This window comes from Candidatus Methylopumilus turicensis (assembly GCF_000953015.1).
GTDB lineage: Bacteria > Pseudomonadota > Gammaproteobacteria > Burkholderiales > Methylophilaceae > Methylopumilus_A > Methylopumilus_A turicensis.
On record NZ_LN794158.1, the window covers coordinates 1,533,218 to 1,559,598 of the forward strand.

A 26,381-nucleotide genomic window follows, 5' to 3' on the forward strand; every position below is an offset into this window, starting at 1 on the left:
GGATGAAAGAAAAGATCACAGGACTGATTCTCGCGGGCGGCAAAGCTAGTCGTATGGGCGGCTCAGATAAAGGCCTGATTGCGTTTAAAGGCCAGCCGATGGTGGCGCATGTCATTCAGCGTTTAAGCCCGCAAGTTGGCGAAATTTTAATTAATGCCAACAGAGAAATAGAGACTTACCAAAGCTTGAGCTTTACTGTCATTACTGATGAAATATCAGATTTCGCCGGCCCTTTAGCTGGCTTACATGCTGGCATGAAAGCCGCAAAAACAGAATTTCTACTCAGCGTTCCATGTGACTCACCACTTCTGCCAGAAGACTTATCCCAGCGATTAATGGCGGCTTTAGAATTGCAACAAGCAGACATTGCCGTTGCTAAAACAGGCGAACAACATCATCCAGTATTTTGCTTATGCCGAACAAGTTTGGTGCAAGACCTTGAGGATTTTTTAAATGCAGGTGGCCGCAAAGTTGAAGGCTGGCAAAAACAACATGCCTATGTAGAAGTAAGTTTTGACGACAATCCATCTGCGTTTTCCAACGTCAATACACCCGAAGAATTAAGCAAGCTTGAGGGTGAATCTTGAACAACCATAAAAATACGAATCATATCCCCGTGCTAGGTTTTTGCGCCCACAGTAGCGGCATCGGCAAGACCACTTTATTGACACAACTTATTCCCGCACTCATCCAACAAGGCTTACGCATTTCGGTCGTGAAACACGCGCACCACGAATTTGATATCGACCATGCAGGCAAAGACAGCTTTAAGTTGCGCCAAGCTGGTGCTGTGCAGATGATGGTCGCATCCCGCCAGCGGTGGGCTTTAATGACCGAGTTAGTGCGCACTCCGCATGCAGAAAATGATCCTAATCTTGCGCATTTACTCGCGCAAATGGATGGTAATTTAACTGACCTTGTATTGGCTGAAGGCTTTAAACACGAAGCCATTCCCAAGATTGAAGTGCATCGTTCAGCTCTAGGCACACCGCTATTAGGATCAGAAGATGCCAATATTATTGCCATTGCAACGGACACGCCTTTGCCAATAGCGACCCCCCAAATTGACCTAAACGACATTAACGCGATTGCCGCGTTTATCACGACTTGGCTTAAAAAATGACGACTAAAAAAACGCTTAACGAACTTGCAAACACCACCAGCGTATGTGATGACTATGATCCAAATTCCATGCCGGTTGCGCAGGCAAGAGAATACATCAAAGCTTTTTTAAGCCCCGTGCAAGAAACTGAACGCGTGCATCTTCATGCTGCTTTAGGACGTGTATTGGCAGAAGAAATCCATGCCACCCACAACGTACCTAACCATGACAATTCAGCCATGGATGGCTATGCTTTTAATGCGGACGATTTAGCCCAGGGAACAACGCGCTTAAAAATCACCGGCGCAGCTTTTGCTGGCAATGCACTAACAGGGAAATTTGAAACAGGCGCGTGCGTAAGGATTATGACTGGTGCGGCTATTCCTGCAGGTGCAGATACCGTCATTGCGCAAGAACGCGTTGAAATACATGGTGAGTTTGTTCAATTGAACGATGCGCCAAAACGTGGCGCCAACGTTCGCTATGCTGGAGAAGACCTCAAGGCGGGACAAGTCGTTTTAAATGTTGGGCATCAAATCAGCCCTGCGGATTTAGGTCTGATTGCATCACTCGGCATTGGCGAGGTCACTGTTTATCGAAAATTACGGGTCAGTTTTTTCTCAACAGGCGACGAACTGGTCAGTATTGGTAGTACTTTAAAAACAGGGCAGATTTTCGATAGTAATCGTTACACACTCTTTGGCATGCTGACCCGCCTGGGCCTTGAAATACAAGACCTAGGCGCGATCCCAGACGACCCTGTTTTGCTAGAAAAAACGCTTCTAAAAGCCGCTGAAAATTCAGATGTAATATTAACCAGCGGTGGCGTATCGGTTGGCGAAGCGGACTATATGAAACAGCTACTCCAAAAACTTGGCCAAGTGCTGTTCTGGAAAATTGCCATGAAACCGGGTCGCCCACTTGCCTTTGGCAAAATCGGCAATGCCCATTACTTTGGCTTACCAGGCAACCCTGTGGCGGTGATGGTGACGTTCTATCAATTTGTCAGGCAAGCCATGCTAATGCTCATGGGGCAAAGTAACCCTGCGTCTATTCCTATGCTCAATGTGGTTTGCACCAGCGAAATTAGAAAGCTCAAGGGTCGCACGGAATTTCAACGTGGGATGTTATTTGTGGACGAAGATGGCCATTGGCAAGTGAAAACCACAGGCAATCAAAGCTCAGGGGTTTTAAGTTCGATGTCGCAAGCCAACTGCTTTATTGTGCTAGAGGATGAGGTGGGCAACGTAGAAGCTGGTACTTTGGTCAAAGTACAACTATTTGATGGGGTTATGTAAAAGCCTAACTTGCTAGGGTGCTGCTAAGAAAACGTTTTAAGAGAAATTCAGCTCAATCCCATTGCCAGCAGGGTCGCTAAAAAATATCTGTTTTTGGCCAGCATCGGATATCTCACGGGCTTTAAACTTAATCCCTAACTTTTCTAAACGAGCTATCGTCGCATCATAATCGGTTGCCGTAAATGCGACATGGTCAAACGTCGTTGCCACGTTTTCTTTTCGCTTTTCCTCTGACTTTGCCTCAGACAAATGCAGCACATCCTTGCTACCGGCATAAAGCCAATAACCAAAGCTAGTTAATTGCGGACGCTCGCCAATCTGCAAACCAACCACATCGCGATAAAACACCTTGAGCTGCTCCATCATCGAACGCTCAGCACGCAAGTTGTAATGATTAAATCCTAAGACTGCCAAAATAGACTCCTTATTTCCATGCCAATAAAAAAGCCGTCAAATGATGACGGCTTTTTACTAGAGCACCATCTTTAATTAGAAGCGATAAGTTGCATTAACGCCCATCAAATAATTACGTCCTGGCGCTGCTTCAAAGAAGCGTGAGTTGGAATCATTGACACGCACAGAGCCGATATAATCTTTATCAAACAAATTTTCCACTCTAACATATTCACTGAACCGCCATTTTTGCACTTCTTGTTGCAGCACTGCTCTAACATTGAAGACTGTATAAGAAGGTGCAATATCAGAATTTACATCATCCACATAAACTTTACTGTTATAGCGAGCTTCAAGGGCTGTAGAAAATCCTACCGTTGGTGCTTTCCATGACATCTCACCATACAACTGGCTTCGATATGTGCCAGGTATTTTGTTGCCTGATTTCACAGTATTGCCAGATGATTGGTAATCAGATGTAAATGTTGCATCCAAGTAAGTATAAGCGCCATACAAACCGAAGTTATGTGGCAGATTGGCATCGGCGGACAACTCTAAACCTTGACGCTTAGTTTTTCCTGCATTTGAATAAACCGCATAAGTGCCAGATTGTGATGTAACAATTTCACTTTCTGTATCTGTTCTAAAAAAAGCGGCGTTCAATCTAGCAATATCACTTACAAATGCTTTAGCACCAATCTCATAATTATCGCTGGTACTTGGCTTTAACCCAAGATTTGGGCCAGAGCCAGTATCAGTTGCGTAAGCAACTTCAATCAATGTCGGCGTCTCAAACCCTTTACCGTAGTTTGCATAAAGATTAAATTGTGGGTTTACTTTCCAAACAGTGCCGATAACTGGCGTGGTTTTATCATAACTAACCTTACCGCTACTATCTCTATATTTAGCATTAAATCCGCTATAGGGGGCTCTAGATGCATCAACGAGATTGTCCTCAACTTTAAGATTAACTTTGGTGTGACGAACACCAGCGTGAATATCTAAATTATCCAGCAAGCCTAATTGACCCTGAACGTACTGATCAAAATTATAGGCTATGTTGGTTTCGCGACGATTAACATTAGTTAAACTAGATTCATCTAGCATTACACCAGCTGTAGCTGATATGTCTTTACGAGCATCTTCCATACGACCATAAGTTAAACCTGAAGTGATAGTGTATGGACGTGAAAGTAATTCACCCTTGTTTGTCCAGCGTAGTTCAGTGCCCCAAAAGTCACGCGCAATAGCACTCGCTCGACCCGATGTAGTGGTAGGACTCAATGATAGAAACTGTAAATTATCACGCTGGCCACCATAAGCAATTAGATTTAATGTGTTATTTTCATTAATGATTTGCTCTAAATTGATACCGGCTTGTGTATTAGTTCTACTTACCCGTGTGTTTGCTCTAAAGGCTGCACCCGGAACAGCTTTTGGTGTTGCGAATGCTGAAGGCAAATCTGTTGTAGCGTTGCGGCCTAATCCGAGAGGATCTTGTGCATTCATATCCATCCAGTTTGCCATCACTGTTACTTTAGTGGTGTCGGTGAGCTTAAACTTCATCTTCGCTGTTAGTTGTTCTTTGTTTGCTGCACTATTTTCACGATAACCATCGGTTTCAAATTTTGAGTAGTTCACTAAGTATTCAAAATTACCTTCTGAGCCAGCAGCACGTAATGTTTCTTTTTGTGTGCCGTAGCTACCAAACATATAACCGCCACTTACCTCTAATGGAGTTTTTGGTGAATCTTCAGTTAACAACTGAATCACGCCACCAGATGAACTGCCATAAAGTGATGAAAATGGACCGCGCATCACTTCAATTGATTTAACAGCGTTTAAATCAATATTCCCAGGCTGACCAATGCCATCAGGCATACTAAACGGAATACCATCTACATAAATGCGCAAACCACGCACACCAAAAGCAGAGCGTGAGCCAAAGCCGCGTGTTGAAATTTGTGGGTCTTGTGAATACTGGGTACGATTTTGCGCTGTAATACCTGGCACGCGAATCAAACTTTCTGAAAGCACCATTTGTGCTTGCCCGTCTTGGATACTGCTTTTATCCACGACATCAATTGATACTGGTAAATCAAAGCTGTTAACAGCGTTTTTAGTTGCCGTCACAACCACAGGAGACAAAATTATTTTGCCTTCAGCAAGTGCTGAGGTTGATAAGCTGGCCGCAACCAGTGAAAAAATTAGTTTTTTATTCATTTTTAAATTAATCAATTCTTAAATTTATTCGTAAATGTTAAATACTTGTTAAATAACCGCGGCGAATGTTAAAGAATTGTTAAATAAATAGCCATACGTAAAATCACTAAAACCCAGATTTTTTGCTAAAAATCAGCTAATTATTTTCACTTTTGTTGATAATCACTTAAAATCAGATGAATAATTAAACGATCTGGTCTTAATCACTGACTAAGCACTAAGTCGAATACTCAATTGGGGATCCTCATGAAAAACATTAACCTCTTATTAAAGCTACTTTTTACAGGCTTAGCGTTCATCAGTTTCAGCGTGCAGACACACGCTGAATCCGATCCTTCAAAATGGCCTTTAGTTAAAGAGGCTTTTTTTGCTCAGCGCCCGATGGCAGATGCACCCTTTATTACTTTTGTAGCACCTCGCCGTGCCGAGAGTGGTGCGCAAGTGCCGCTTGAAATCGCGATAGATCAAACACAAGCCGATGCGAATGCGATTAAAACGCTTTATCTTTTAGTGGATTCCAACCCAATTCCTTTAACAGCGACTTATCACCTTACTGATCAATTAGGTAAGTTTAAGTTAGCTACGCGTATTCGTATGGAGATGGACTCTTATATTCGTGCGGTAGGTGAAACTGCCGATGGCAAACTTTACTTAGCCTCCGTTGAGATTCGTGCAGCTGGCGGCTGCGGTGGTACGGTAGATGGTGATGAAGCTGCGATTCGTGCATCCGCAGGTAAGATTAAAATGAATGTGGAAAGCCCAGTTAAATTTGGGGATGCAACCGCCGCAACGTTTATCATCAAACACCCGATGCGCACTGGCTTGCAACGTGACTTAGTTTCTCAAGGGTTTGTGCCTGCGTTTTACATCCAGAAAGCGGCTTTCACTTATAACAACGTGCCTGTGATGGATGTCGATTTTGGTGTTGGCACCAGTGAAGACCCTTATTTACGCTTTAACTTTATCCCCAAAGCGCCAGGCGTGTTGGAAGTTAAAGCGTCTGATAATGATGGCAAAGCGTTTAGCCATCAGACAGACGTGAAGTAGATTTAGGCTGTCATGCCGCCCTAGATGCGGCATCTATTTTGAAGTGCAGCAAAGTGGACACCGCATCATGCGTGGGGTGACAGAGATAAAGAAAAGGGCGCTGATGCGCCCTTTTCTTATTTAGTACTTAAGTTTTCCGTACCCCAAATTTCTTGTACCCCAAGCTTTCCGTTCATGGTGAGCTTGTCGAACCATCAAAACACATTCCCTTCGACAAGCTCAGCCAGTAAACGGGCAAGTTAATTGTGAAGGGCAGAACGGATCATGAGTTACTTTTTGCAAGCATCTTTGCGGCATAAACCACATAATGACATGCGGCTCATCGTGCCATCTTTATCAATGAACTTGTGTTTCAAAGCGCCTAACACGTGAACGCCAATCGCCACCAACATAATAATGCCAACGACTTCGTGCACTTCTACAAACGATTCGCGAATGCCTTTATTATCAAGACCATTCATCAAGCTGATGCCAAACCATTTCACGCCATATTCAAATTTGCTGTTCATCGCCATCACCAAACCAGAGATAGGCAAAGCAAACATTAGCAAGTAAAGAAGATGGTGGCCGCCAGTAGCGAGTTTTTTCTCTGTTGCTGACATGCTATCTAATAGCGCTGGTGGGCGATGTGTGATGCGCCAAAACATACGGAAGGCAACAAGCGCCAAGATGGTAATGCCCACTGATTTATGCAAATTAAAATAGAATGTTCTTGGCGTGACTTCTGTTGCCAAGTTCCAAGTGTAAATACCCAAATTAAACAAATCGAAAGCCGTTGATTTTGGTTGGTCCTTTGGAATGTCGGCCATAAACCAGCCTAAAGCAAACATCGCCAAAATGGCAACGCCAATGAGCCAATGCAACACAATGGCGGTTTTTGTATATTGATTCTGCGTCATTACTTTCTCCTCTTTTAGATATTTTTTCTTAAACTTAGCGTGCTATATTGCATCATAAACCGTTGTCTTGCTAGACCTGAATTTAATCCCTGTAAGGATTTTAAATGTTAAAAAGAATAATGCTAGCGATAGCCACAATTTTGAGTACCACATTTGCACTTGCCAGCCCATTAACCATGGAAAACTTAGGAAACGGTATTTACGTGCATCATGGTGTGCACGAAGATATGTCCGAGGGATATCATGCTGACATTTGCAATTTGAGCTTTATCGTTGGGAGCAAGGGTATTGCAGTGATTGATACGGGCGGTAGCTTAAAAACTGGTCAAGCTTTGCGTGAGGCGATTCGGCAAGTTTCAGAATTGCCGATTTTATATGTGATTAATACCCATGTGCATCCAGACCATATTTTTGGTAACGCGGCATTTATTCAAGATAAAGCCACTTTCGTGGGACATGAAAAACTGCCGGATGCGATGGAACGCCGTCGTGAGAACTATTTACGGATTAACCAACAATGGTTAGGTGATGCATTTGCAGGAAGCGAAATCATTAAACCCAGCTTGCTAGTGAAAGGCGAGAGCAAACTAGATTTGGGCGACAGAACGCTTTTGCTAACCGCTTACCCAATCGCACACACCAACACTGATTTAACGGTATTTGATCATAAAAGTTCAACGCTCTGGACCGGCGACTTGCTTTTTGTGGAGCGCACTCCTTCAATTGATGGTGACATCAAAGGCTGGTTAGCGGTGATTAACGCGCTGAAAACCAATGAAGCAGAATTTGCGATTCCTGGGCACAGCAGTTCACTGAAAGATGCGAATTGGAAAAAGCAGCTGAATGATCAAGAGCGTTACTTATGGACGCTATTAAACGATATTCGTGCGAGCATTAAAAAAGGCGAGGTGATGGAAAAAGCAATGGGAACCGCCGCTGCTTCTGAGCGCAGCTATTGGCAACTCTTTGATATCGTTAATCGACGTAATGTGAACAATATTTATCCTGGATTAGAGTGGGAGTAAATAAGCATTGAAGTAGTAAAAACGATGCTTCATGTATAATCTGAGCTTCACTTACGAACCGTTTAATCGCTGCATATAGATAAACACTTGATACAGAAGCATCGCTTTCATATTTTGACCAAATTATCCCCACCTTTATTTAATCGTGAAAATGCGCTGACATGGGCGTTTTTTATTTCTATTGGGCTGCATTTAATTGCTGCCCTAGGGATACCCAATATTTCTTTGGAAGAGCCGGTTAAACCACCAGAATTGATTATTGAATTAGCGCCACCTAAACCAGAACCACCGGCGCCTCCTGCTCCAGTTAAACCACCCGAACCGGTAAAACCTAAAATAGTCCCGCCGCCAAAAGCGAAGCCAATTCCTCAGCCAGTTGTGAAGACAGTTAGTACGCCGCAACCGGTTAGCGAGCCACCTCCAACAGTCATTGCTGCTGCCCCAAAAGCGGAAGTGACACCAGTTTTTGTGGCGCCTACGCCTGTCGTGGCTAAACTAGAACCACCAAAGCCTTCGGTTAATCAAGCCGATCTTGATTCAGCACGTAATCAATACGGAAGTGCGTTAAGCCGTGAAATTGCTAAACACATTAACTATCCAGGTATTGCAAAAATGCGTGGCTGGCAGGGCGTCGTTGAAATTGATTTCCAGTTGGATGGAAATGGCAAAATTTTGAGCCAAAAAATCCATACTTCAAGCGGCTTTGAAGTGCTTGATAAACAAGCGCTAGAGATGGTTAAAAAATCGAACTTCCCCACGCCTCCAGAAGTCCTAAAAAGTAACGCATTTAACGTTACGGTGCCTGTTTCATTTCGACTCGAGTAGCGCTAAAGAGTAGAAATTTGAGGGCTTCTTCAAATCTTCATAAAACTTACTTGCGCTAATCTTTTTTTTTAACAACAATGAGCGTAAGTCAATTCAATCAAACACCATGAACAATACCAGCGTCCCAGACTTCGAACTCCCATCCACTGGCGGTAAAACTTTCAAGCTTTCAGCGCATCTCGGCAAAACACTTGTCATTTACTTTTACCCAAAAGACGCAACGCCCGGATGCACCACACAAGGTCAGCAATTTCGCGATCATTACGCAGAATTTAACTCTGCAAATACTGAAATCTTTGGCATTTCTCGCGATAGCATTAAGTCACATGAAAACTTCAAAGCGAAATTTGAGTTTCCGTTTGATCTACTAGCCGATACTGAAGAACTAGCCTGCCAATTATTTGGCGTGATCAAAATGAAAAAAATGTACGGCAAAGAGGTGCGTGGCATTCAGCGCAGCACCTTTATTATCAATAAAGATGGCGTATTAATCCACGAATGGCGCGGCGTTAAAGTGGATGGCCACATCCCCGAGGTATTAGAATTTATTCGTTCTTTATAGAGATTTATCTTTTCATTTTTAGTATTTTCAGGGGAATCTAATCGAATGGCTAAGAAAAAGTCGGCTGGCAATAAACTATTTGTGCTTGATACCAACGTACTAATGCATGACCCTTCAAGCTTATTCCGCTTTGAAGAACACGATATTTACCTCCCAATGGTGACCCTTGAAGAATTGGATAACAACAAAAAAGGAATCACGGAAGTTGCGCGAAATGCCCGTCAAACTAGCCGAAATTTAGAAGAGATTGTAGGTGCAGGTCTTGGCAACCTAGAAGATGGTTGCTTACTATCGATCAAAGGCAACAAGCATGCAACGGGCCGCTTGTTCCTGCAAACAGATGCCATGGATTTTTCTTTACCGATGTTGGCGGGAAGCATTGCTGATAACCAAATTTTAGGGGTTGTCCTTGCGTTAAAAAAGAAACACCCCGAACGTGAAGTCGTGCTGGTCAGTAAAGACATTAACATTCGCATCAAAGCGCGTGCCTTAAATGTCCCCGCTGAAGATTACTTTAACGACAAAGTACTTGAAGACACCGAGCTGCTCTACTCAGGGACAAAAGAGCTCCCTGAGAATTTTTGGGATAAACACAGCAAGGACATGGAGTCATGGCAAGATGCGGGACGCATGTTTTACCGAATCACAGGCCCGCTTTGCAGAAGCTTGCTCATTAATGAGTTTGTGTTTTATGCCTTTGAAAAACCTTTTGAGGCCATTGTTAGAAGCATAGAAGGCAACACCGCTGTTTTAGAAATCATTAAAGATTTTACTCAAGTCAAACACGCTGTTTGGGGCATTGCAGCACGCAACCGCGAACAAAATTTTGCCTTGAATCTCCTCATGGACCCAGAAATAGATTTTGTCTCATTACTTGGCCAAGCGGGTAGCGGCAAAACCTTACTCACCTTAGCCTCTGCATTAACACAAACGCTGGATAAAAAAATATACAGTGAAATTATCATGACGAGGGTCACCGTTCCAGTAGGCGAAGACATTGGTTTCTTGCCCGGCACTGAAGAAGAGAAGATGGCGCCGTGGATGGGTGCTTTAGAAGACAACCTTGATGTACTGAACAAATCGGATGATGACGCTGGCGACTGGGGACGAGCCGCCACGCAAGATCTCATTCGCACACGCATCAAAATTAAATCGCTTAACTTTATGCGTGGTCGCACTTTTCTGAATAAGTTTTTAATTATTGATGAAGCGCAAAATCTGACGCCCAAACAAATGAAAACCTTAATTACGCGCGCTGGTCCTGGCACTAAAGTGGTTTGCTTGGGCAATATTGCACAAATTGATACGCCGTATTTAACTGAGGGCAGTTCTGGTCTGACATATGTGGTGGATCGTTTTAAAGGTTGGGGTCATAACGGCCACATCACACTGATGCGTGGCGAGCGCTCTCGCTTAGCTGACTTTGCTTCCGAGATCCTCTAATTGAAAAGCGTCATGGGCAAAGGATTTTTCACGCTACTACTGGCACAGTTTTTATCTGCCGTCGCGGACAATGCTTTGCTCTTCGCTGCCATTGCGCTTCTTCATCAACTCAACGCGCCAACTTGGCATGAGCCTCTTTTAAGAGAGTTTTTTATTATCTCTTATATTGTCTTGGCTCCCTTTGTTGGCCCCTTTGCCGATGCTTTACCTAAAGGCAAAGTGATGTTTTTGAGTAATGGCATCAAGTTTTTTGGTTGTGTGTTGGCTTTGATGGGCGTCCCGCCACTTTATGCCTACGCCATTGTTGGGATCGGTGCCGCAGCCTATTCGCCTGCAAAATACGGCATCCTGACTGAAATGCTCCCCCCCAATCAACTCATTATGGCCAATGGCTGGATGGAGGGGACAACCGTGACTGCCATTATTTTAGGCCCTGTGTTTGGCTCTACCATATCCGCGAACGACCCTTACTTTGGTATTGCAATTATTACTGGCCTTTATTTGTTGGCGGCTTATTTTAATTATCACATCCCAAAAATGCCGATTGATCACCGCGTTGAACAGCGCTCATTGAGCTTCCTGATGAAGGACTTTTGGCACGCCTTTACGACACTTTGGAAGGATACCCAGGGTCAAGTCTCACTTGCTGTGACAACACTGTTCTGGGGCGCTGGCGCAACACTCCAGTTCGTGGTCTTGAGATGGGCGGATCAAAATTTTGGATTCAATCAAACAGATGCAACCAAACTCATTGGCGTTCTTGCCGTTGGCATTGCCGTTGGCTCTGTGATTGCTTCTATTTATGTCAAACTAGAAAAAGCAGCAAACGTTCTTCCAGCTGGCATTTATATGGGCGTGTTAGTGGTTGGCATGGTGTTTGTTCATAATCCGATAGTTGCGGCTATCCTGTTGTTCTCGATTGGCGTACTAGCAGGCTACTTCTTGGTGCCTCTCAACTCGCTATTGCAGCACCGTGGCCACACGTTACTGGGCGCAGGCCACTCGATTGCTGTTCAGAACTTCAATGAAAATATTGGGATTCTGCTGATGCTTGGTGCCTACACGTGGATGGTTGGGAAAAATTTTGAAATCGACCATATCATTATTATTTTTGGTTTATTTGTGATCTTAACCATGGGGGCGATTGCCCACTTATACCGAAAACACATTCAACAAAAAAGCCCAGCTTAAACAAAGCTGGGCCTCTCAATTTGACCTCTCAAGCTTTTAATGCAGTTTTACTTGAGGCTCTGTGCGCCTTGTAATCATGCGAGCAAGCGTCTGTAAGAACACGGTAAAAAACCCATGTAATGCGATTAAATGCATTTTATAAAGCGATTGATACATTAATCGCGCAAACATACCCTCAATAAACATTGTCCCGCCTGACACTGACCCCATTAGGCTTCCAACGGTTGAATAACTGCCAAGATTCACAAGCGATCCATAGTCTCGATATACATAGTTTGGCAACGCTTTACCATTCAAGCGTGCTTTGACTGTTTTTATGAGCATAGAAGCTTGCTGATGGGCGGCTTGCGCTCGAGGTGGCACATTATCAATGCTGCCAGCCCTCGGACACGCAGCGCAATCTCCAAATGCAAATATGTTTTCATCTAGCGTTGTTTGCAAGGTTTGCTTCACGATCAATTGATTAATACGATTCGACTCTAGACCATCTATGCCATTCAGAAAATCTGGCGCTTTAATGCCAGCAGCCCAAACGACAAGCTCAGATGGAATAAACCTGCCGCTGTGGGTGTAAATCCCTTTATCCGTGACTTCCGTCACACGTTCACCCGCGTAGACACGAACACGCAATTTACGTAGTTCTAAATCGACGGCTTTGGACAAGTTAACAGGCAATGCTGGCAACACACGATCTGACGCCTCAATCAACGAAATGTTGATGTCTTTATCTGGATCGATTTTATCAAGACCATAGGCTGCCAACTCACGGGTAGTATTGTGTAATTCTGCTGATAGCTCCACACCCGTCGCTCCGGCCCCCACAATCACAACCTCAAGTTGCCCAGCATGTACTGGTCCAGCTTGCGTTTGTGCGCGCACTAACGCATTGTGCAGGCGTCGATGGAATCGCTCTGCTTGATCCATCGTATCTAATGCAATTGAATTCTCGCGAGCGCCTTTAATACCAAAATCATTGGTTGTACTTCCAATGGCAATAATTAAGGTGTCGTATTTAATTGTTCTTCTCGGAATAATTTCAGCGCCGTTTTCGTCGTAATTGGCGCTGATATACACCTCTTTTTTAGAGCGATCCAAGCCATCCATTTCACCAAGCCTAAAATTAAAGTGATGCCAATGGGCTTGGGCTAAATACTCTAATTCATGCTTGTCTGGATTCATGCTGCCCGCTGCAATTTCATGCAGCAAAGGCTTCCACACGTGGGTTCTTGTTCGATCAATCAGGGTAATTTCTGCTTTACCCTTGCGGCCAAGGCTATCACCAAGGCGTGTAGCAAGCTCTAAGCCACCGGCGCCACCGCCAACAATGACGACTTGGTGAAGATCTGCATTTGATCGTTTTTTGAATCGCATAAAAATAGGTTACCTATAAAAATTAAAATACAACTTATTCGTTACCAGTGAGTTTGCCATCATGACTGCGAATCCAAGCTTGGATTTGCAAGACTTCATCTGGTTTTAAGCCATTGTTTGGGTCTGTGGGGTCCATCAATCCCTTACCTTTTGCCCCCATACCACCATTAGTACCATGCCAAATAGTTTCGAACATCCCTTTGTTTGTAGCATCTTTTGCATATCGAAAGTCTGGGCCACGAAGGCTTGGGCCAGTTTGGCCGCCAGCATCTCCGCCATGACATTGTGTGCATGAATACATCTGGAATAACTTTTTACCTTGTGCAATCGCATCTGCATTGCCAATATATGGGTTCTTACCTGTGCGACTAAATTCTTTAGCCTGAGCGGTATCAAATAGCTCGGCCTTAATTTCTAATGGGCTTCCATCTTGTGTCTTAACAAAGGTAACCATGGCACTACTTGATGTGGACGCAATTGTTGATGACGGTACACTTTCTGATTGACGTGAACACCCGGCTAATACAGCAAAAGTTAACACTGAACTCCTCAATAGATTTGCTCGCATAATCATCTCCATATTTTGTATATTTTGATCTTGCAATACTATTTTAACTCAAGTCTTGTTAATGCCCATAAAACAAAAAAGGCCACCCTAGGGTGGCCTTTTGATAACACTTACAAATGTTTATTTCTGTGGAGTCTCATTCAACCAAGGTTTGTCACCACCACCAGCGTACATCGTACGCAACCAGCCGATAATTCTCAAAATTTCATCTGTTTTGAGCAACTCAGGATTGCCTGCAGGCTGTGAATGCCATGTTGGCATACCTGCGTTTGAACCGCCCGCAACTGTTTCAAAAATGCCTTTGTCTGTAATGTGTTTAGAGTACTGCCATGTAGCATCTGTTGCACTTGGACCTGTTTGGCCACCTGCATTACCACCATGACATTGTGTACATGACCAATAACCAAACAACTTTTTACCACTTTTTGCTACATCAGCATCTGCCACTGCGCGTTTTGTGTAAGGATTTACACATGTCGCTAAAAACTCTTTAGCTTCTGGTGTATCTTCAGGTGTCACTTTAATATCTAAAGGACTACCATCTTTTGTTGAAACTAATTGGCAAGCAGCATTTGCATGAATTGGTGCAAGGCCTGCTAACACCAAAAGTGAACTCAAAATAACTGCTTTTACAGCGTTGTTGCTAAACATGTCATCTCCTAGATTTAGTGTATTAATTTCTATTTATATGTGATGCTAAAATTAACTTGAACCATTATTTTATAACGAATACGAAGGATGATGGTTGACTTTATTTATCTAAATTCAATCATCATCCTCAGTAACTAGATCGGCTTATCTACTTTCTCACCTTGTGTTTTCTCACGTGCCTTTTTCTCTAGACTATCACCAATCACAACCGGTGAACGTGGAATACCATAATCGTTAAGAATCTTATCAATATCAGCCTGACGATTCACAATTGCTTTATTTAGCTCTTCAACACGCGCTTTATCTTTGTTGCGCACGCCGATTGAAATGTTCCAGTTTTCTTTACCTTTAACGTTTTTATCTTCGTATTCAGGAATTGGATTCATGACCAGTGGCACTGTTGATTTCTTTACAAAATAGCCAGCAATCGGACCCCAAACAATCGCTACATCAATATCACCTTTTGCTAAGTCATCAATCAATTGACTTGGTGGAAAATTCAGATCGCGCTGTAGACGATATGGGCGAGCATTACCCATTAAGTTATTATCAGCGAGCGGACGTGTTGGTGGACTTTGACCAATGATGCCAATCACCCCTTTTCTTAGATCGGCCGAATCCCAATCTGTAATATTGTAGCCACTGCTTTTACGATAAACAAACACATAACCTGAACGATAATATGGAATAGATGTGCGCATTGAATCATTATCCGATGTGGTACTCATGACGTAGTCACAACGGTTCGCATTGAGTGTATTTCTTAAAAAACCTTGGCGGTAATAAGCGTATTGATACGAAATCTTCTTACCTAATTCTTTTGCTAGGACTTCAGCAATTTTGTCTTCAAAACCTTCTTGTTTGCTGTTTGAGTAAGGCATATTGTCAGGATCTGCACAGACTTTAAATTCTGTTGGATCTTCAACACGACGAACTTCACCAATACGACCTTCATCAGGATTAATTGCTGGAATATCTGGCATATCTGCAGCAAGCACGTTGCCTACGACAACACTACTCAACAACATTGACAGTAATAGGTTTTTTAACATTTGATCTTCCTTTATTCGTTAGATTGCATAAATCTAAAACTAAAAAAACACCCCGCCGAAGCGGGGTGTTTATATGACAAACTAACTAACGGTTAGTTCTATAACTACAGTTTTTCAACTATAAATTATAGGCTGAACACGTTCAATGCACCGCCGCCAGGAGCAGCGTTGTATTTTGTCAATTCAGCATAACCACCAGCAGCGCCAAGAGCGTCTGTTGGGTTAGTCATACCAAGGTTCATCGCAACACCAGCCCAGCCACCGATACCTGATAGCACGCCAACGTATTGTTTACCTTTGTTACCGTATGTGAATGCATTACCAATCACGCCAGAACCAACTTGGAATTTCCAAAGTTCTTTACCTGATTGTGCATCAACAGCCTTGAACCAACGATCAAGAGTACCGTAGAAAACTAAGTCTGAAGCAGTTGTTAATACACCACCCCATGCTGAGAATTTCTCTTTGTTGTACCAAACTGATTTACCCTTGATTGGATCCCAAGCAGTGAAACCACCCATTACGCCATCTGGACCAGCAAACATAGTCAATGTAGCGCCAACCCATGGTTGACCAGCAACATATTTAGATTCAACTGGCTCGTATGTCATACATACGTGGTTCAATGGAATGTACATTAAACCAGTTTTTGGTGAGTAAGCAGCTGGTTGTTGATCTTTAGTACCCAAAGCAGCTGGACAAACGCCTTTTGCATTGTAGTCTTGGTGAGTTGAAGCTGTAGCCAATTTGTTTGGCACACCAGTTTTCAAATCGATGTCGCTAGCCCAGTTCACGAATGAGTGAACTTTGTTTGCAACAACTAAAGTACCATTTGAAGCTTCCCATGTGTAAACGAAGCCGTTACGGTCCATGTGGTTAGCGTATGTTTTGCCACCTTTGTCGAACAAGATAACTTCGTTAATACCGTCGTAATCCCACTCGTCATGTGGAGTCATTTGCATGCCCCATTTAGCCATACCAGTATCTACATCACGTGCAAATACAGTCATTGACCACTTGTTGTCACCTGGACGTACGTCTGGGTTCCAAACTGATGGGTTACCTGTACCGTAGTACACTAAGTTTGACTTAGCGTCGTATGGGTACCAACCCCACACTGAACCACCACCATGTTGCCAACCATCTTTAACTGCTTGTGGTTTCAACCATGTTTTAACGCCTAGGTCTTTTTCACCAACTTTTAACTTGTCGTTAGCGATTTTCTTGAAAGAACCACCTAGTTTGTTACCACCGTTAACATCTTCGTATACTGACAAAGCTGAATATTGTGGATTTTCTTTGTTGAAGTCAGCACCGATCAACATTTCTGAATCTGGACCTGTTGAGTATGCTTTCCATGCCAATGAACCGTCTTTGATGTTGTAAGCTGCCATGAAGCAACGAACACCGAACTCAGCACCAGAACAACCAACTAAAACTTTGTCCTTGATTACGTGAGCAGCGTTTGTGTTAGTAGCGCCAACTTTTGGATCAACGTTCTTAACATCCCATACTTTTTTGCCTGTCTTAGCATCAAGAGCAACTAAAGTACCGTCGTTTTGGTTCAAGAAAATCTTGCCATCACCGTAACCTAGACCACGTGAAACGTTGTCGCAGCAAAGAACTGCTTGAACTGATGGGTCTTGTTTAGGGAAATATGACCAAACGATTTTTTGATTGTCGTTCAAATCAAGAGCGTAGATGTTGTTTGGGAATGCTGTATGTACATACATCATGTTACCAACAACAACTGGTGAACCTTCATGACCACGGTTTACACCAGTAGCGAATGTCCAAGCAGCTTTAACGTTTTTAACGTTGCCCTTGTTGATTTGTGCTAATGCTGAATAACCTTGGTTATTGTGTTGGCCACGTGGATGTGCCCAGTTGTTAGCATCTTTCATTGCAGCTTCTTGATCAGCAGCAGCAGAAGCTACCATTGGCATAGCCAATGATGCACCAACTACTAGACCTAAAGCTAGATTGATTTTACTCATCTTCATTTTTAAATCTCCAAAGTGGTAAGTACTAAGGGTTAACTACAAATGACTCCTAAAATTGCGAGTTTCACATTTATATTATGTGATTAACCTCATTATTTTATTCGTCACTTTCGCCTCACGTAATGTGGGCGCATTGAGATATTAGATCAGTCAAAAATGATTTGCAATAGATTGTTAACAATTTATTTACAATTAATTGAAAAAAATTTATTCATCATTTTTGACGATGTTATCATATCTAAAATAAATGAAAATAATCAACATGAAAGCACTTTTTCCGATGCAATTAACAAGCTTTAATTTATTCCCCGAATTGGTTACATTTCATTCTGATCAGTTGATTGTTACCAAAAAACATGCCGTTTATTACGAAGAATGTGGAAATCCAGACGGTTTTCCTGTTGTTTTTTTACATGGCGGTCCAGGCAGCGGTTGCAATCCATCTCAAAGACGTTTTTTTGACCCTAGCTTTTACCGCATCATTCTGCTCGATCAGCGCGGTTGCGGAAGGAGCACGCCGCTTGGCTGTATAGAAGAAAATGATACCGACGCGCTTGTCAGCGACATTGAAGCGCTTAAGCAACATTTAGGAATTAACAAATGGTTGGTATTTGGTGGCTCGTGGGGGAGTACGCTTGCACTGGCTTATGCGATTGCCCATCCAAATTCAGTCAGCGGTTTAATTCTGCGTGGTATCTTTTTAAGCAGGCCGAGTGAACTAGATTGGTTTTTGGGGGAAGTCAAAAGCTTTTATCCTGAAAGCTGGGAAAAACTCCTTAGCTTTTTACCCATCGATGAACAATCAAGCCCGCTTAAGGCATATGGATCGCGAGTATTTTCAGACGACATCAGCATTGCTGGCCCAGCAGCATTAACTTGGAATGCTTTTGAAAGCAGCATCATGTCCTTATTACCCCGAGTAAGTTCATCAGAAAACACTACCCCAGTCGAGATTGAAGTTGCGCGGGCAAGAGTCCAAATTCATTACATCCTGAATCAGTGCTTTGTTGGCCATCGAGATTTACTCATAGAGGCCCGTTCACTCCGTCACATTCCGACGACTATTATTCAAGGTCGCTATGATATGGTTTGTCCACCAATCAGTGCCTGGGAGCTTAAAAAAGCCATGCCTCACGCAACACTATCAATCATTCCTGATGCAGGGCACTCTGCAATGGAGACTGGGGTTACTTCTGCCTTAGTGGAAGCCACAGAAGCGGTCAGAATTTCACATCAATAACACAGCATATATATAGAGTATCTATTTTGTCGATTCAAATTAAAACTACCAGTCACTTTAGTGATCATCCAGCGATTGCAAAACCAAAGGCGCGCATTGCAAAACATCGTTACGACACCCCCTTGTTCGTGATGCGAGAAACCTTTAGCGCTTTTAAATTACATAACGGCTGGGGACTATCTGCATCGCTTTCCTTTTACGCGATGATTGCCATCATTCCAATGGCACTGTTAATGTTTTTCTTTTTATCTCACTTAGTTTTTTCATCCCATACTGCTGTGGTTAATCTGGCGAGCATCACCAGCTCACTTGAACCCAAACTGAGCCGCAGAATTATGCTTGAAATTCACAAGGTGGCCGAACATAAAACTGCATGGAGCACGCTTGGAACGATTGCGCTATTTTGGTTTGCTATCCCACTAGCTAGTACTTTGCGTTCAGCATTTGAAACCATTTTTGCAATCACCGAGCACCCCTCATTTATCCGCAAATCTATCCAAGACATTTTGTCAGTGATTGGCATTTTATTTGTATTCTTTATGTTTACTTTTTTCGACCTGATGCTCGAAAAAGCCTCTCAACTTTTGGGACTATCGTTTGCGCATGCTAGCCTAACGGACAGTACAGGCTCATTCATGATTATCACGATACTGTTGGGTCTGTTTTATCGGGCTTTCTTGCCAATTAACGCTTCATTTAAAACCATCCTTACCGGCTCAATGATTACGGCGCTCTTATGGATGGCAATGCGCCCCATATTTAGCGAAGTGCTCTCAGTCAATCACACTTATGGTGCCGTGTTTGGCGGGATGAAGAACGTATTTATCTCACTCGCCTGGCTGTATTACACCTTTGCCATCTTTCTTTTAGGCACGGAGCTAATCTCCACACTGAAAAAGCGTGATGTTCTTCTACTAAGATGCTTATTTAACGATGTGATTAGAAAGAATCCTGACTTTATTTCTAAAGTCATGTCACGCCATGGCTGCATTTATCAGAGCGGAGAGGTTGTCTTTAATATTGGCGATGAAGGCCGTGATTTGTATTACGTGGCCGACGGAAGAATTAAACTTGTCTATGAAAATCGCCTCATTAGGCATTTAAGCGCGGGCGACTTTTTTGGGGAAATGGCGATTCTTGGTGACAGTGTGCGTATTGCAGATGCGATTGTTGATTCTGATTTTTGCGATATTATCGTGATTAACGCTAATAATATTCAAACACTGATTTTGAATGAGCCGAAAGTAGCCATGAGTTTCCTTAGACATATGGCCCTGCAGCTGAAAAACAGCCAACAATCTCAACCGTAAATTGACTGATTAAATACTATGGCCAATCAATCCAACAAACAACCAAGCCAACACGAAGTTCAGCCACTCCTTAATTTACTTAATTCAGGCCAATTGGCTAATGCAGCCAATATGGCAAAGTCCTTGCTAGGCAGATACCCAAATACATTCATTCTCCATAATGTTCTTGGCATTGCCTTAGATGGACTAGGCCAATACGAAGGTGCCATCAACAGTTACCGAAGCGCCCTCAAATTACAGCCCAACATGCCAGACCTGCACTTCAATCTTGGTATTGCGTTTAGTAATGTTGGCCAAGTCTCCGAAGCAGCTGCAAGCTATCGCAAGGCAATTGCTATACAGCCTAAGTTCTTTGAGGCTTATGGAAACCTAGGCACACTGCTTCAAAAACAAGGGAAATTAGAAGAAGCGGTCGCGAATTATCGAAAAGCGCTTTCTATCAACCCACAAGATGCACGCGGCCATTTTAATCTTGGCACGGCCCTGCGCGACCAAGGCAAACTGGAAGAAGCCATAAAGAGCTATCGACAAGCAATCGCGGTGTTTCCCAACTATGCGGATGCGCACAGCAACCTAGGCGAAACCCTTCGCGATCAAGGGAATATGCAAGAGGCTGTTAGCAGCTATCAAGATGCGCTGGCACTTAATCCTAAGCATCAGAGCGCCAACTACAATATGGCCGAATTCTTATACCTTGCCAAACGCTTTGATGAGGCGATTCCTTATTTTGAGCGCAGTCAGCTTGATGATTGGCAAGAACGCAGTATGTATTGCCTGTACAAAGCCGAACGCTTTGATGCGTTCAAAACTAAACTAGACCAGATTGTAAAAAGTGGACCACACACAGCGCCATTTCTTGCCACCCTCTCGACACACTATGCCATTAACTTTGGCGTTGAAGACCCATATAATTTTTGTAAAAATGGATTCGACTTTGTTTATAGAGCGGCGATTCCTGAGCTTTCAGCACCTAACAGCGCTTTATTAAAAGCGTTGTTGAATGATATAGACAACGCTGCTATTGCAGAGCGCGTACAAGGCATGCTGCACAATGGCCAACAATCCGCAGGCAATTTATTTAAGCGTCCGGAAGCTTCTTTTAACGCCCTCGCTGAATTAGTTAAAAAAGAATTTAGAAACTACCACCAACAATTTGCAGGCGCTGATTGCGAACTGATTAAGTCATTCCCTGAGGAATTAGAATTTACCAGTTCCTGGTATGTGAAAATGCGCCAAGGTGGGCATTTGGATGCGCATATTCATGAAATAGGTTGGATTAGTGGCGCAGTTTATCTTGCCATGCCCTCCGATAAACAGAGCCCCGAAGAAGGCGCTTTTGAATATGGCGTACACGGTGATCATTACCCACAAAAGCACCACAATTTTCCGGTGGGCGCCGTTATGCCAAACGTTGGGGAAATCGTTTTATTCCCATCATCACTATTTCATAGAACGATCCCATTCACTTCTAGCGAAGAGCGAATTTGTATCGCATTTGATTTGAGGCCGAGTGGAGTGTCAGCTACAAGAAGTCATTACTGATTAGTTCAAGTTAGCCGCAAGCCTGACCTGGCTGAAATAGGCATGTCCAATTAATCTATGTTCGATTAGCTGACAGGCTTTTGTAATGGCTGCCTTAGTTTTTAAGCCCTCATGTGGCATCAAAACATCAGCTTCCACTTTGCCCGCCAAATAATGAAAGGTGACCTGCTCTGGCTTGGGCAATCCTTCGAGGACGATCGATAATGCTTTGGTTAACTCATCACGACTCGGCAAGTCAATTCTAAGCTCTTCTCCATAAATGCCATCATCTTCAGTATCTACATGCACCAAAACATCATTGACTGATTCATGGGTGTCGATGACCCGCTTGCGAGCTCGTTCGGCAATGCTGTGCCCTTCGGACACGCTGATTTTGGAGTCTACTAAAATGTGTGCGTCCACCAGAACACGATGCGCCATTTTGCGAGTTCTTAGCTCATGGACATTTTGTACCCCCTGTGTGTCCATCAATGTTTGACGAATACTCGCCACTTCCTCAAAAGAAAGTCCTGCATCAATCAACTCTTGAAAAGCTTCCCACATAAATACCAAGCCCATCCGCACAATCATAAAGCCAACCAAAATGGCGGCGATGGCATCCGCGTAAATAAAACCCATCATATTGGCGGCGATACCCACGGCAACAACTAGAGAAGAGGCTGCATCAGACCTTGCATGCCATGCATTAGCAATCAAAAGTGGCGAACGTAATTGCTCCCCCACATAAAGCATGTAACGGAATAGCGCCTCCTTAGCAATTAACGCTAACCCCGCTGTCCATAAGGCAAGTGATGAAATGGGCGGTGCATCTCCTAGGCTATCAAGTTTGATAGCAGCGCTGTACATAATTCCAACACCGGTCAGTATCAAAATCGCACCCAGCACTAAAGATGCTGCTGTTTCAATTCGGCCGTGTCCGTAAGGATGATCTTCATCCGCAGGCGATTTACTGTGGTAACTCGCAATCAATACTAAAAAATCAGAGATCAAATCAGAAAGAGAATGCACGCCATCGGCAATGAGTGATTGAGAGTGCGCAAATATCCCAACGATCACCTGGACAATCGTTAACCCAATATTGACAAATACACTTGTCCAAGTACATCGCTTTGAAAGGGCGTAACGCTTAGGATCATCAAACGATAGCTGGTGTGACTGAGGATGTGGATGTTTGTGCGAACTCATCAAAAAATGCCTTGCAGTTTAAGCTGTTTAAAAAAGTAATAGTCTATACCGAAAACTCAACGCTATTCATGCATTACTTTATATCCACTATACTCATCATATTATTTTTAAGAATGTCTCATCCAATCAATTGCGGGCTGTTACTTAGAAGCTTAGGAAAATACATTGCAAAATCTCACACATAATACTGTTAAACAAATTCTATTCGCACTTTTTGTTGTGAGTATTTGTATCGGCGTCTGGGTTGTTCTAGCCCCCTTCTTTACTGCAATCGCTTGGGCTTGCATTCTGGCTTATGTGAGCTGGCCTTGTTACATTTGGCTTCTCAAAAAACTAGGTGATAGAGATACTATCGCGGCGCTCGTCATGACCATGTTAATGGCGACCGCTGTGATTGTGCCGGTACTGTGGTTATTTTTTGTTTTAAAAAGTGAGCTAAACATCGCCACTAATATTTTTACAACCAAGCTAGCGAATGGGGGAATTATGCTGCCCAAATTCGTCGCTGAGCTTCCCATTGTTGGCCCAGATATCGACAAATGGCTTTCAAAAGCACTCACAAACCCCGCAGAATTCAAAAACGAGATGCACATCTTATTAATGAATGCCGACCAAAAGTTAATCAGCATCATTGGTGGCATCAGTCGAAATCTTGTGGACATGGGCTTTGCCCTATTGGCCTTATTTTTCGCTTACAAAGGCGGATTAAAGTTCATGACACAATCTGAGCAAGTTTTAGAATCCCTTCTTGGCATTCGTGCGCGCAGTTACTTTCAAGCTGCTGGCGACGCAACCAGAGGTGTTGTTTACGGCATTGTACTTACAGCAATTGCCCAAGGTGCGTTCGCTGGGGTTGGTTATTGGTTTGTTGGGTTAGAGGCTCCCATGATGTTAGCTGCAATTACTACCCTTTTTTCCATGCTGCCTTTTGCTACCCCGTTTGTTTGGGGCGGGATCAGCGCATGGCTGATCCTTACAGGCAAGACCGTTTCAGGGGTGGAGCTATTGTTATGGGGCGCATTGGTCGTCTCTTGGATTGATAATGTGATTCGACCGATTATCCTCACTAAAAGCGTCAAAATTCCTTTTCTTTTGGCCTTCTTTGGTGTGATTGGCGGCTTGTCAGCCTTTGGATTCGTTGGTTTGTTCTTAGGGCCAGTAATTCTTGCTATTGCGTTTGCCGTTTGGCAAGAGTGGTTAGAGTCCCATCCTGACAGACATCTTCGCCTGCCTAAATCATAACTCTTTTATTAAAGAGTCCTAAAGTTGATGACAAGGTGCTGAATGCATTCTCAGCGAAAATTTACAGTCCTTGAAACTGATTGGCCGATGTTTGAATCCACCTCATATTAAATTGCGTTTGTTGGACACAATAAAAAAGACCTAGAGGATAATGCTCTAGGTCTCTTTTACTGGTGGCCCCTCTGTGAGTCGAACACAGCACCAACGGATTATGAGTCCGCTGCTCTAACCAAGCATGAGCTAAGGGGCCGAAATAGGCACGCCTAGTCTTGACCCGTTTCTAAGAAACTACGCAAACGTTCTGAGCGCGTTGGATGACGTAATTTACGTAAAGCCTTCGCTTCAATTTGACGAATGCGCTCGCGTGTGACATCGAACTGTTTGCCCACTTCTTCCAATGTGTGGTCAGTGTTCATTTCAATACCAAAACGCATACGTAACACTTTAGCTTCACGAGGCGTGAGTGATTCTAAAACTTCACTTGTTGCATCACGTAAGCTTGCATAAACCGCTGCATCCACCGGTGCAAGCGTCGTATTATCTTCAATGAAATCACCCAAGTGTGAATCATCATCATCACCAATTGGCGTTTCCATAGAAATTGGCTCTTTGCTGATTTTAAGAATCTTGCGAATCTTATCTTCTGGCATTTCCATTTTCTCAGCTAAGGTTGCTGGATCTGGCTCTAAACCTGTTTCTTGTAGAATTTGACGACTGATACGATTCATCTTATTGATGGTTTCAATCATATGCACAGGAATACGAATAGTACGGGCTTGGTCGGCAATAGAACGTGTAATTGCCTGACGAATCCACCATGTGGCATAGGTTGAGAACTTGTAACCACGACGATATTCAAACTTATCAACCGCCTTCATCAAGCCGATATTACCTTCTTGAATTAAGTCCAAGAATTGCAATCCACGGTTGGTGTATTTTTTCGCAATCGAAATCACTAAGCGTAAGTTGGCTTCAATCATTTCACGCTTAGCACGACGCGCACGGGCTTCGCCTGTGGTCATTTGCTTATTGATGTCTTTTAGCTCTTTAATTGGCAAGCCCACATCCGCTTGCAAATCAAGCAAGCGCTGTTGCTGATCGACAATCGAGTGCTTAAAACGCTCTAATTTTTCAACATATGGCTTATCAACGGCTAATTCCCCAGCAAGCCATGTGAGTTCGCATTCATTACCTGGGAATGACTTGATAAAATGTGGGCGTGGCATGCCTGATTTATCAACACAGAATTCCATAATTTTGCGTTCGTGACCGCGGACTCTTTCCACCATGTCCCGCACTTGACCGCATAGACCTTCAACTTGTTTTGCTGAGAAACGGAAAACAGTCAGCTCTTCCAGTATGGCCGCTTGCAGGGCTTGATATTCAGGATCTTGAGAGCCTTTGCTTGCCAAAATTACCGTCATTTTTTTGTTTGATTCACGGATAACTGCAAATCGCACCAATACTTCTTCTTTAAGCTTAGCTAAGGCTTCAGCTGAGATTGCAGCCGCTTTTGCGCCGTCATCATCCTCTTCTTCCTCTTCTTCTATTTCTGGCTCTTCCTCTTCATCGCTGGCAGCAGTGATGACATCATCCATGCCAACATCTGAATCGATCAAGCCATCGACTAAGTCGTCAACGCTCAGTTCATCCGCTTCAACTTTATCAACCATTGCTAACAACTCAGCAATCGTTGTAGGGCAAGCAGCGATGGCTTGCACCATGTGCTTCAAGCCATCTTCAATACGCTTAGCGATTTCAATTTCGCCTTCACGCGTTAACAGGTCAACCGTACCCATTTCACGCATATACATACGTACTGGGTCAGTAGTTCGGCCGAACTCAGAATCTACCGTCGCTAAGGCTTGTTCAGCTTCTTCAACCGCATCCTCATCGGCAACCGCGGCTGGTGCATCTGACATCAACAACACTTCAGCATCAGGCGCTTCTTCATACACCTGAATCCCCATGTCATTGATCATGCCAATGATGCCATCTATTTGTTCTGAGTCTTGAACATCATCTGGTAAATGGTCATTAATTTCGGCGTACGTGAGGTAGCCGCGCTCTTTACCAAGAACGATCAGTAATTTAAGGCGCGTGCGGCCATCGACCGCTTGCTCTTCATTTTTATCAATATTTTGTTCGTTTTGCTGATCTTTATCTTTTGCCATGCGTAACCTCTATCCTATAACCATGCCTAATAACC

Annotated in this window: 23 protein-coding genes and 1 tRNA gene; 13 read left to right on the forward strand and 11 right to left on the reverse strand. The window is 43.5% G+C overall.

Annotated features, from left to right (window positions below):
- Nucleotides 1-2: 2 nt before the first annotated feature.
- Genes mobA through moeA form a run of 3 tightly spaced genes read left to right on the forward strand, consistent with a single transcriptional unit; the run spans nucleotide 3 to nucleotide 2,400 of the window.
- Nucleotides 3-587: a molybdenum cofactor guanylyltransferase MobA gene (gene mobA / locus BN1209_RS07720; protein WP_045751660.1), complete on the forward strand. Its 585-nt coding sequence runs from the start codon at nucleotides 3-5 to the stop codon at nucleotides 585-587.
- Nucleotides 584-1,123 carry a molybdopterin-guanine dinucleotide biosynthesis protein B gene (mobB, locus tag BN1209_RS07725; RefSeq protein ID WP_171816520.1) on the forward strand — a complete coding sequence of 180 codons (540 nt, stop codon included), beginning with the start codon at nucleotides 584-586 and terminating at the stop codon, nucleotides 1,121-1,123. The genes mobA and mobB overlap by 4 nt, the downstream gene beginning before the upstream one ends.
- Nucleotides 1,120-2,400 (forward strand): molybdopterin molybdotransferase MoeA, encoded by a 1,281-nt coding sequence (gene moeA, locus BN1209_RS07730; RefSeq protein ID WP_045751662.1) that lies wholly within the window; start codon nucleotides 1,120-1,122, stop codon nucleotides 2,398-2,400. Before mobB ends, moeA begins: the two co-directional genes overlap by 4 nt.
- A 36-nt stretch (nucleotides 2,401-2,436) precedes the next feature.
- Here moeA and BN1209_RS07735 read toward each other — a convergent pair whose 3' ends face one another.
- Complete coding sequence (locus tag BN1209_RS07735) at nucleotides 2,437-2,814, reverse strand: VOC family protein (RefSeq protein WP_045751663.1); 378 nt, start codon at nucleotides 2,812-2,814, stop codon at nucleotides 2,437-2,439.
- 75 nt (nucleotides 2,815-2,889) lie between these two features.
- Nucleotides 2,890-5,016 (reverse strand): TonB-dependent receptor family protein, encoded by a 2,127-nt coding sequence (locus BN1209_RS07740; RefSeq protein ID WP_045751664.1) that lies wholly within the window; start codon nucleotides 5,014-5,016, stop codon nucleotides 2,890-2,892.
- Between the two features lie 246 nt (nucleotides 5,017-5,262).
- On the opposite strand from BN1209_RS07740, the gene BN1209_RS07745 reads away from it, so the two are divergent.
- Nucleotides 5,263-6,063 carry a quinoprotein dehydrogenase-associated SoxYZ-like carrier gene (locus BN1209_RS07745; RefSeq protein ID WP_045751665.1) on the forward strand — a complete coding sequence of 267 codons (801 nt, stop codon included), beginning with the start codon at nucleotides 5,263-5,265 and terminating at the stop codon, nucleotides 6,061-6,063.
- A 269-nt stretch (nucleotides 6,064-6,332) separates the two neighbouring features.
- Here BN1209_RS07745 and BN1209_RS07750 read toward each other — a convergent pair whose 3' ends face one another.
- On the reverse strand, nucleotides 6,333-6,962 hold the full coding sequence (locus BN1209_RS07750) for a cytochrome b (RefSeq protein ID WP_045751666.1): 630 nt from the start codon (nucleotides 6,960-6,962) through the stop codon (nucleotides 6,333-6,335).
- Between the two features lie 104 nt (nucleotides 6,963-7,066).
- Here BN1209_RS07750 and BN1209_RS07755 point away from each other — a divergent pair, with 104 nt between their 5' ends.
- The 5 genes from BN1209_RS07755 to lplT all read left to right on the forward strand — a co-directional run bounded on the left by BN1209_RS07755 (nucleotide 7,067) and on the right by lplT (nucleotide 12,008).
- Complete coding sequence (locus tag BN1209_RS07755) at nucleotides 7,067-7,987, forward strand: quinoprotein relay system zinc metallohydrolase 2 (RefSeq protein ID WP_082048433.1); 921 nt, start codon at nucleotides 7,067-7,069, stop codon at nucleotides 7,985-7,987.
- Nucleotides 7,988-8,101: 114 nt separating this feature from the next.
- Nucleotides 8,102-8,812, forward strand: a complete 711-nt coding sequence (locus tag BN1209_RS07760) for an energy transducer TonB (RefSeq protein ID WP_052661130.1) — start codon at nucleotides 8,102-8,104, stop codon at nucleotides 8,810-8,812.
- Nucleotides 8,813-8,918: 106 nt separating this feature from the next.
- Complete coding sequence (locus tag BN1209_RS07765) at nucleotides 8,919-9,374, forward strand: peroxiredoxin (RefSeq protein ID WP_045751667.1); 456 nt, start codon at nucleotides 8,919-8,921, stop codon at nucleotides 9,372-9,374.
- Nucleotides 9,375-9,419: 45 nt separating this feature from the next.
- Nucleotides 9,420-10,817 carry a PhoH family protein gene (locus BN1209_RS07770; protein ID WP_045751668.1) on the forward strand — a complete coding sequence of 466 codons (1,398 nt, stop codon included), beginning with the start codon at nucleotides 9,420-9,422 and terminating at the stop codon, nucleotides 10,815-10,817.
- 12 nt (nucleotides 10,818-10,829) lie between these two features.
- Complete coding sequence (lplT, locus tag BN1209_RS07775) at nucleotides 10,830-12,008, forward strand: lysophospholipid transporter LplT (protein ID WP_045752069.1); 1,179 nt, start codon at nucleotides 10,830-10,832, stop codon at nucleotides 12,006-12,008.
- 36 nt (nucleotides 12,009-12,044) lie between these two features.
- Here lplT and BN1209_RS07780 read toward each other — a convergent pair whose 3' ends face one another.
- The 5 genes from BN1209_RS07780 to BN1209_RS07800 all read right to left on the reverse strand — a co-directional run bounded on the left by BN1209_RS07780 (nucleotide 12,045) and on the right by BN1209_RS07800 (nucleotide 17,653).
- Nucleotides 12,045-13,379: an NAD(P)/FAD-dependent oxidoreductase gene (locus tag BN1209_RS07780; protein ID WP_045751669.1), complete on the reverse strand. Its 1,335-nt coding sequence runs from the start codon at nucleotides 13,377-13,379 to the stop codon at nucleotides 12,045-12,047.
- Between the two features lie 34 nt (nucleotides 13,380-13,413).
- A complete protein-coding gene (locus BN1209_RS07785; protein ID WP_420885829.1) occupies nucleotides 13,414-13,959 on the reverse strand; it encodes a c-type cytochrome in 546 nt (181 codons plus the stop codon).
- Between the two features lie 108 nt (nucleotides 13,960-14,067).
- Nucleotides 14,068-14,598 (reverse strand): c-type cytochrome, encoded by a 531-nt coding sequence (locus BN1209_RS07790; RefSeq protein ID WP_045751671.1) that lies wholly within the window; start codon nucleotides 14,596-14,598, stop codon nucleotides 14,068-14,070.
- Nucleotides 14,599-14,732: 134 nt separating this feature from the next.
- On the reverse strand, nucleotides 14,733-15,650 hold the full coding sequence (locus tag BN1209_RS07795; RefSeq protein WP_045751672.1) for a quinoprotein dehydrogenase-associated putative ABC transporter substrate-binding protein: 918 nt from the start codon (nucleotides 15,648-15,650) through the stop codon (nucleotides 14,733-14,735).
- 125 nt (nucleotides 15,651-15,775) lie between these two features.
- Nucleotides 15,776-17,653, reverse strand: coding sequence for a methanol/ethanol family PQQ-dependent dehydrogenase (locus BN1209_RS07800; RefSeq protein ID WP_045751673.1), 1,878 nt, complete (start codon nucleotides 17,651-17,653; stop codon nucleotides 15,776-15,778).
- Between the two features lie 280 nt (nucleotides 17,654-17,933).
- On the opposite strand from BN1209_RS07800, the gene pip reads away from it, so the two are divergent.
- From pip to BN1209_RS07815, 3 genes are read left to right on the forward strand one after another with little or no spacing between them, the layout of a single operon-like run.
- Nucleotides 17,934-18,893, forward strand: coding sequence for a prolyl aminopeptidase (pip, locus tag BN1209_RS07805; RefSeq protein ID WP_045751674.1), 960 nt, complete (start codon nucleotides 17,934-17,936; stop codon nucleotides 18,891-18,893).
- Nucleotides 18,894-18,919: 26 nt separating this feature from the next.
- A complete protein-coding gene (locus tag BN1209_RS07810; protein WP_045751675.1) occupies nucleotides 18,920-20,203 on the forward strand; it encodes a YhjD/YihY/BrkB family envelope integrity protein in 1,284 nt (427 codons plus the stop codon).
- A gap of 18 nt (nucleotides 20,204-20,221) precedes the next feature.
- Nucleotides 20,222-21,745 carry a tetratricopeptide repeat protein gene (locus BN1209_RS07815; RefSeq protein WP_045751676.1) on the forward strand — a complete coding sequence of 508 codons (1,524 nt, stop codon included), beginning with the start codon at nucleotides 20,222-20,224 and terminating at the stop codon, nucleotides 21,743-21,745.
- On the opposite strand, the gene BN1209_RS07820 is transcribed toward BN1209_RS07815, so the two are convergent.
- Nucleotides 21,746-22,930 (reverse strand): cation diffusion facilitator family transporter, encoded by a 1,185-nt coding sequence (locus BN1209_RS07820; RefSeq protein WP_045751677.1) that lies wholly within the window; start codon nucleotides 22,928-22,930, stop codon nucleotides 21,746-21,748.
- 165 nt (nucleotides 22,931-23,095) lie between these two features.
- Here BN1209_RS07820 and BN1209_RS07825 point away from each other — a divergent pair, with 165 nt between their 5' ends.
- The gene (locus tag BN1209_RS07825; protein WP_045751678.1) at nucleotides 23,096-24,172 is read left to right on the forward strand and encodes an AI-2E family transporter; all 1,077 of its coding nucleotides are present in this window, start codon (nucleotides 23,096-23,098) and stop codon (nucleotides 24,170-24,172) included.
- 171 nt (nucleotides 24,173-24,343) lie between these two features.
- On the opposite strand, the gene BN1209_RS07830 is transcribed toward BN1209_RS07825, so the two are convergent.
- Both BN1209_RS07830 and rpoD read right to left on the reverse strand, forming a co-directional pair.
- Nucleotides 24,344-24,422 (reverse strand) — tRNA-Ile (locus tag BN1209_RS07830).
- 13 nt (nucleotides 24,423-24,435) lie between these two features.
- Nucleotides 24,436-26,346: an RNA polymerase sigma factor RpoD gene (gene rpoD, locus BN1209_RS07835; protein ID WP_045751679.1), complete on the reverse strand. Its 1,911-nt coding sequence runs from the start codon at nucleotides 26,344-26,346 to the stop codon at nucleotides 24,436-24,438.
- Between the last annotated feature and the right edge of the window lie 35 nt (nucleotides 26,347-26,381).

What these genes read in the sequence shown, in the direction of transcription:
- mobA (WP_045751660.1), top strand. Translation starts at nt 3, where the DNA reads ATGAAAGAAAAGATCACAGGACTGATTCTCGCGGGCGGCAAAGCTAGT.
- moeA (WP_045751662.1), top strand. Translation starts at nt 1,120, where the DNA reads ATGACGACTAAAAAAACGCTTAACGAACTTGCAAACACCACCAGCGTA.
- BN1209_RS07740 (WP_045751664.1), bottom strand. Translation starts at nt 5,016, where the DNA reads ATGAATAAAAAACTAATTTTTTCACTGGTTGCGGCCAGCTTATCAACC.
- BN1209_RS07745 (WP_045751665.1), top strand. Translation starts at nt 5,263, where the DNA reads ATGAAAAACATTAACCTCTTATTAAAGCTACTTTTTACAGGCTTAGCG.
- BN1209_RS07750 (WP_045751666.1), bottom strand. Translation starts at nt 6,962, where the DNA reads ATGACGCAGAATCAATATACAAAAACCGCCATTGTGTTGCATTGGCTC.
- BN1209_RS07755 (WP_082048433.1), top strand. Translation starts at nt 7,067, where the DNA reads ATGTTAAAAAGAATAATGCTAGCGATAGCCACAATTTTGAGTACCACA.
- BN1209_RS07765 (WP_045751667.1), top strand. Translation starts at nt 8,919, where the DNA reads ATGAACAATACCAGCGTCCCAGACTTCGAACTCCCATCCACTGGCGGT.
- BN1209_RS07770 (WP_045751668.1), top strand. Translation starts at nt 9,420, where the DNA reads ATGGCTAAGAAAAAGTCGGCTGGCAATAAACTATTTGTGCTTGATACC.
- lplT (WP_045752069.1), top strand. Translation starts at nt 10,830, where the DNA reads ATGGGCAAAGGATTTTTCACGCTACTACTGGCACAGTTTTTATCTGCC.
- BN1209_RS07780 (WP_045751669.1), bottom strand. Translation starts at nt 13,379, where the DNA reads ATGCGATTCAAAAAACGATCAAATGCAGATCTTCACCAAGTCGTCATT.
- BN1209_RS07785 (WP_420885829.1), bottom strand. Translation starts at nt 13,959, where the DNA reads ATGGAGATGATTATGCGAGCAAATCTATTGAGGAGTTCAGTGTTAACT.
- BN1209_RS07790 (WP_045751671.1), bottom strand. Translation starts at nt 14,598, where the DNA reads ATGTTTAGCAACAACGCTGTAAAAGCAGTTATTTTGAGTTCACTTTTG.
- BN1209_RS07795 (WP_045751672.1), bottom strand. Translation starts at nt 15,650, where the DNA reads ATGTTAAAAAACCTATTACTGTCAATGTTGTTGAGTAGTGTTGTCGTA.
- BN1209_RS07800 (WP_045751673.1), bottom strand. Translation starts at nt 17,653, where the DNA reads ATGAAGATGAGTAAAATCAATCTAGCTTTAGGTCTAGTAGTTGGTGCA.
- pip (WP_045751674.1), top strand. Translation starts at nt 17,934, where the DNA reads ATGCAATTAACAAGCTTTAATTTATTCCCCGAATTGGTTACATTTCAT.
- BN1209_RS07815 (WP_045751676.1), top strand. Translation starts at nt 20,222, where the DNA reads ATGGCCAATCAATCCAACAAACAACCAAGCCAACACGAAGTTCAGCCA.
- BN1209_RS07820 (WP_045751677.1), bottom strand. Translation starts at nt 22,930, where the DNA reads ATGAGTTCGCACAAACATCCACATCCTCAGTCACACCAGCTATCGTTT.
- rpoD (WP_045751679.1), bottom strand. Translation starts at nt 26,346, where the DNA reads ATGGCAAAAGATAAAGATCAGCAAAACGAACAAAATATTGATAAAAAT.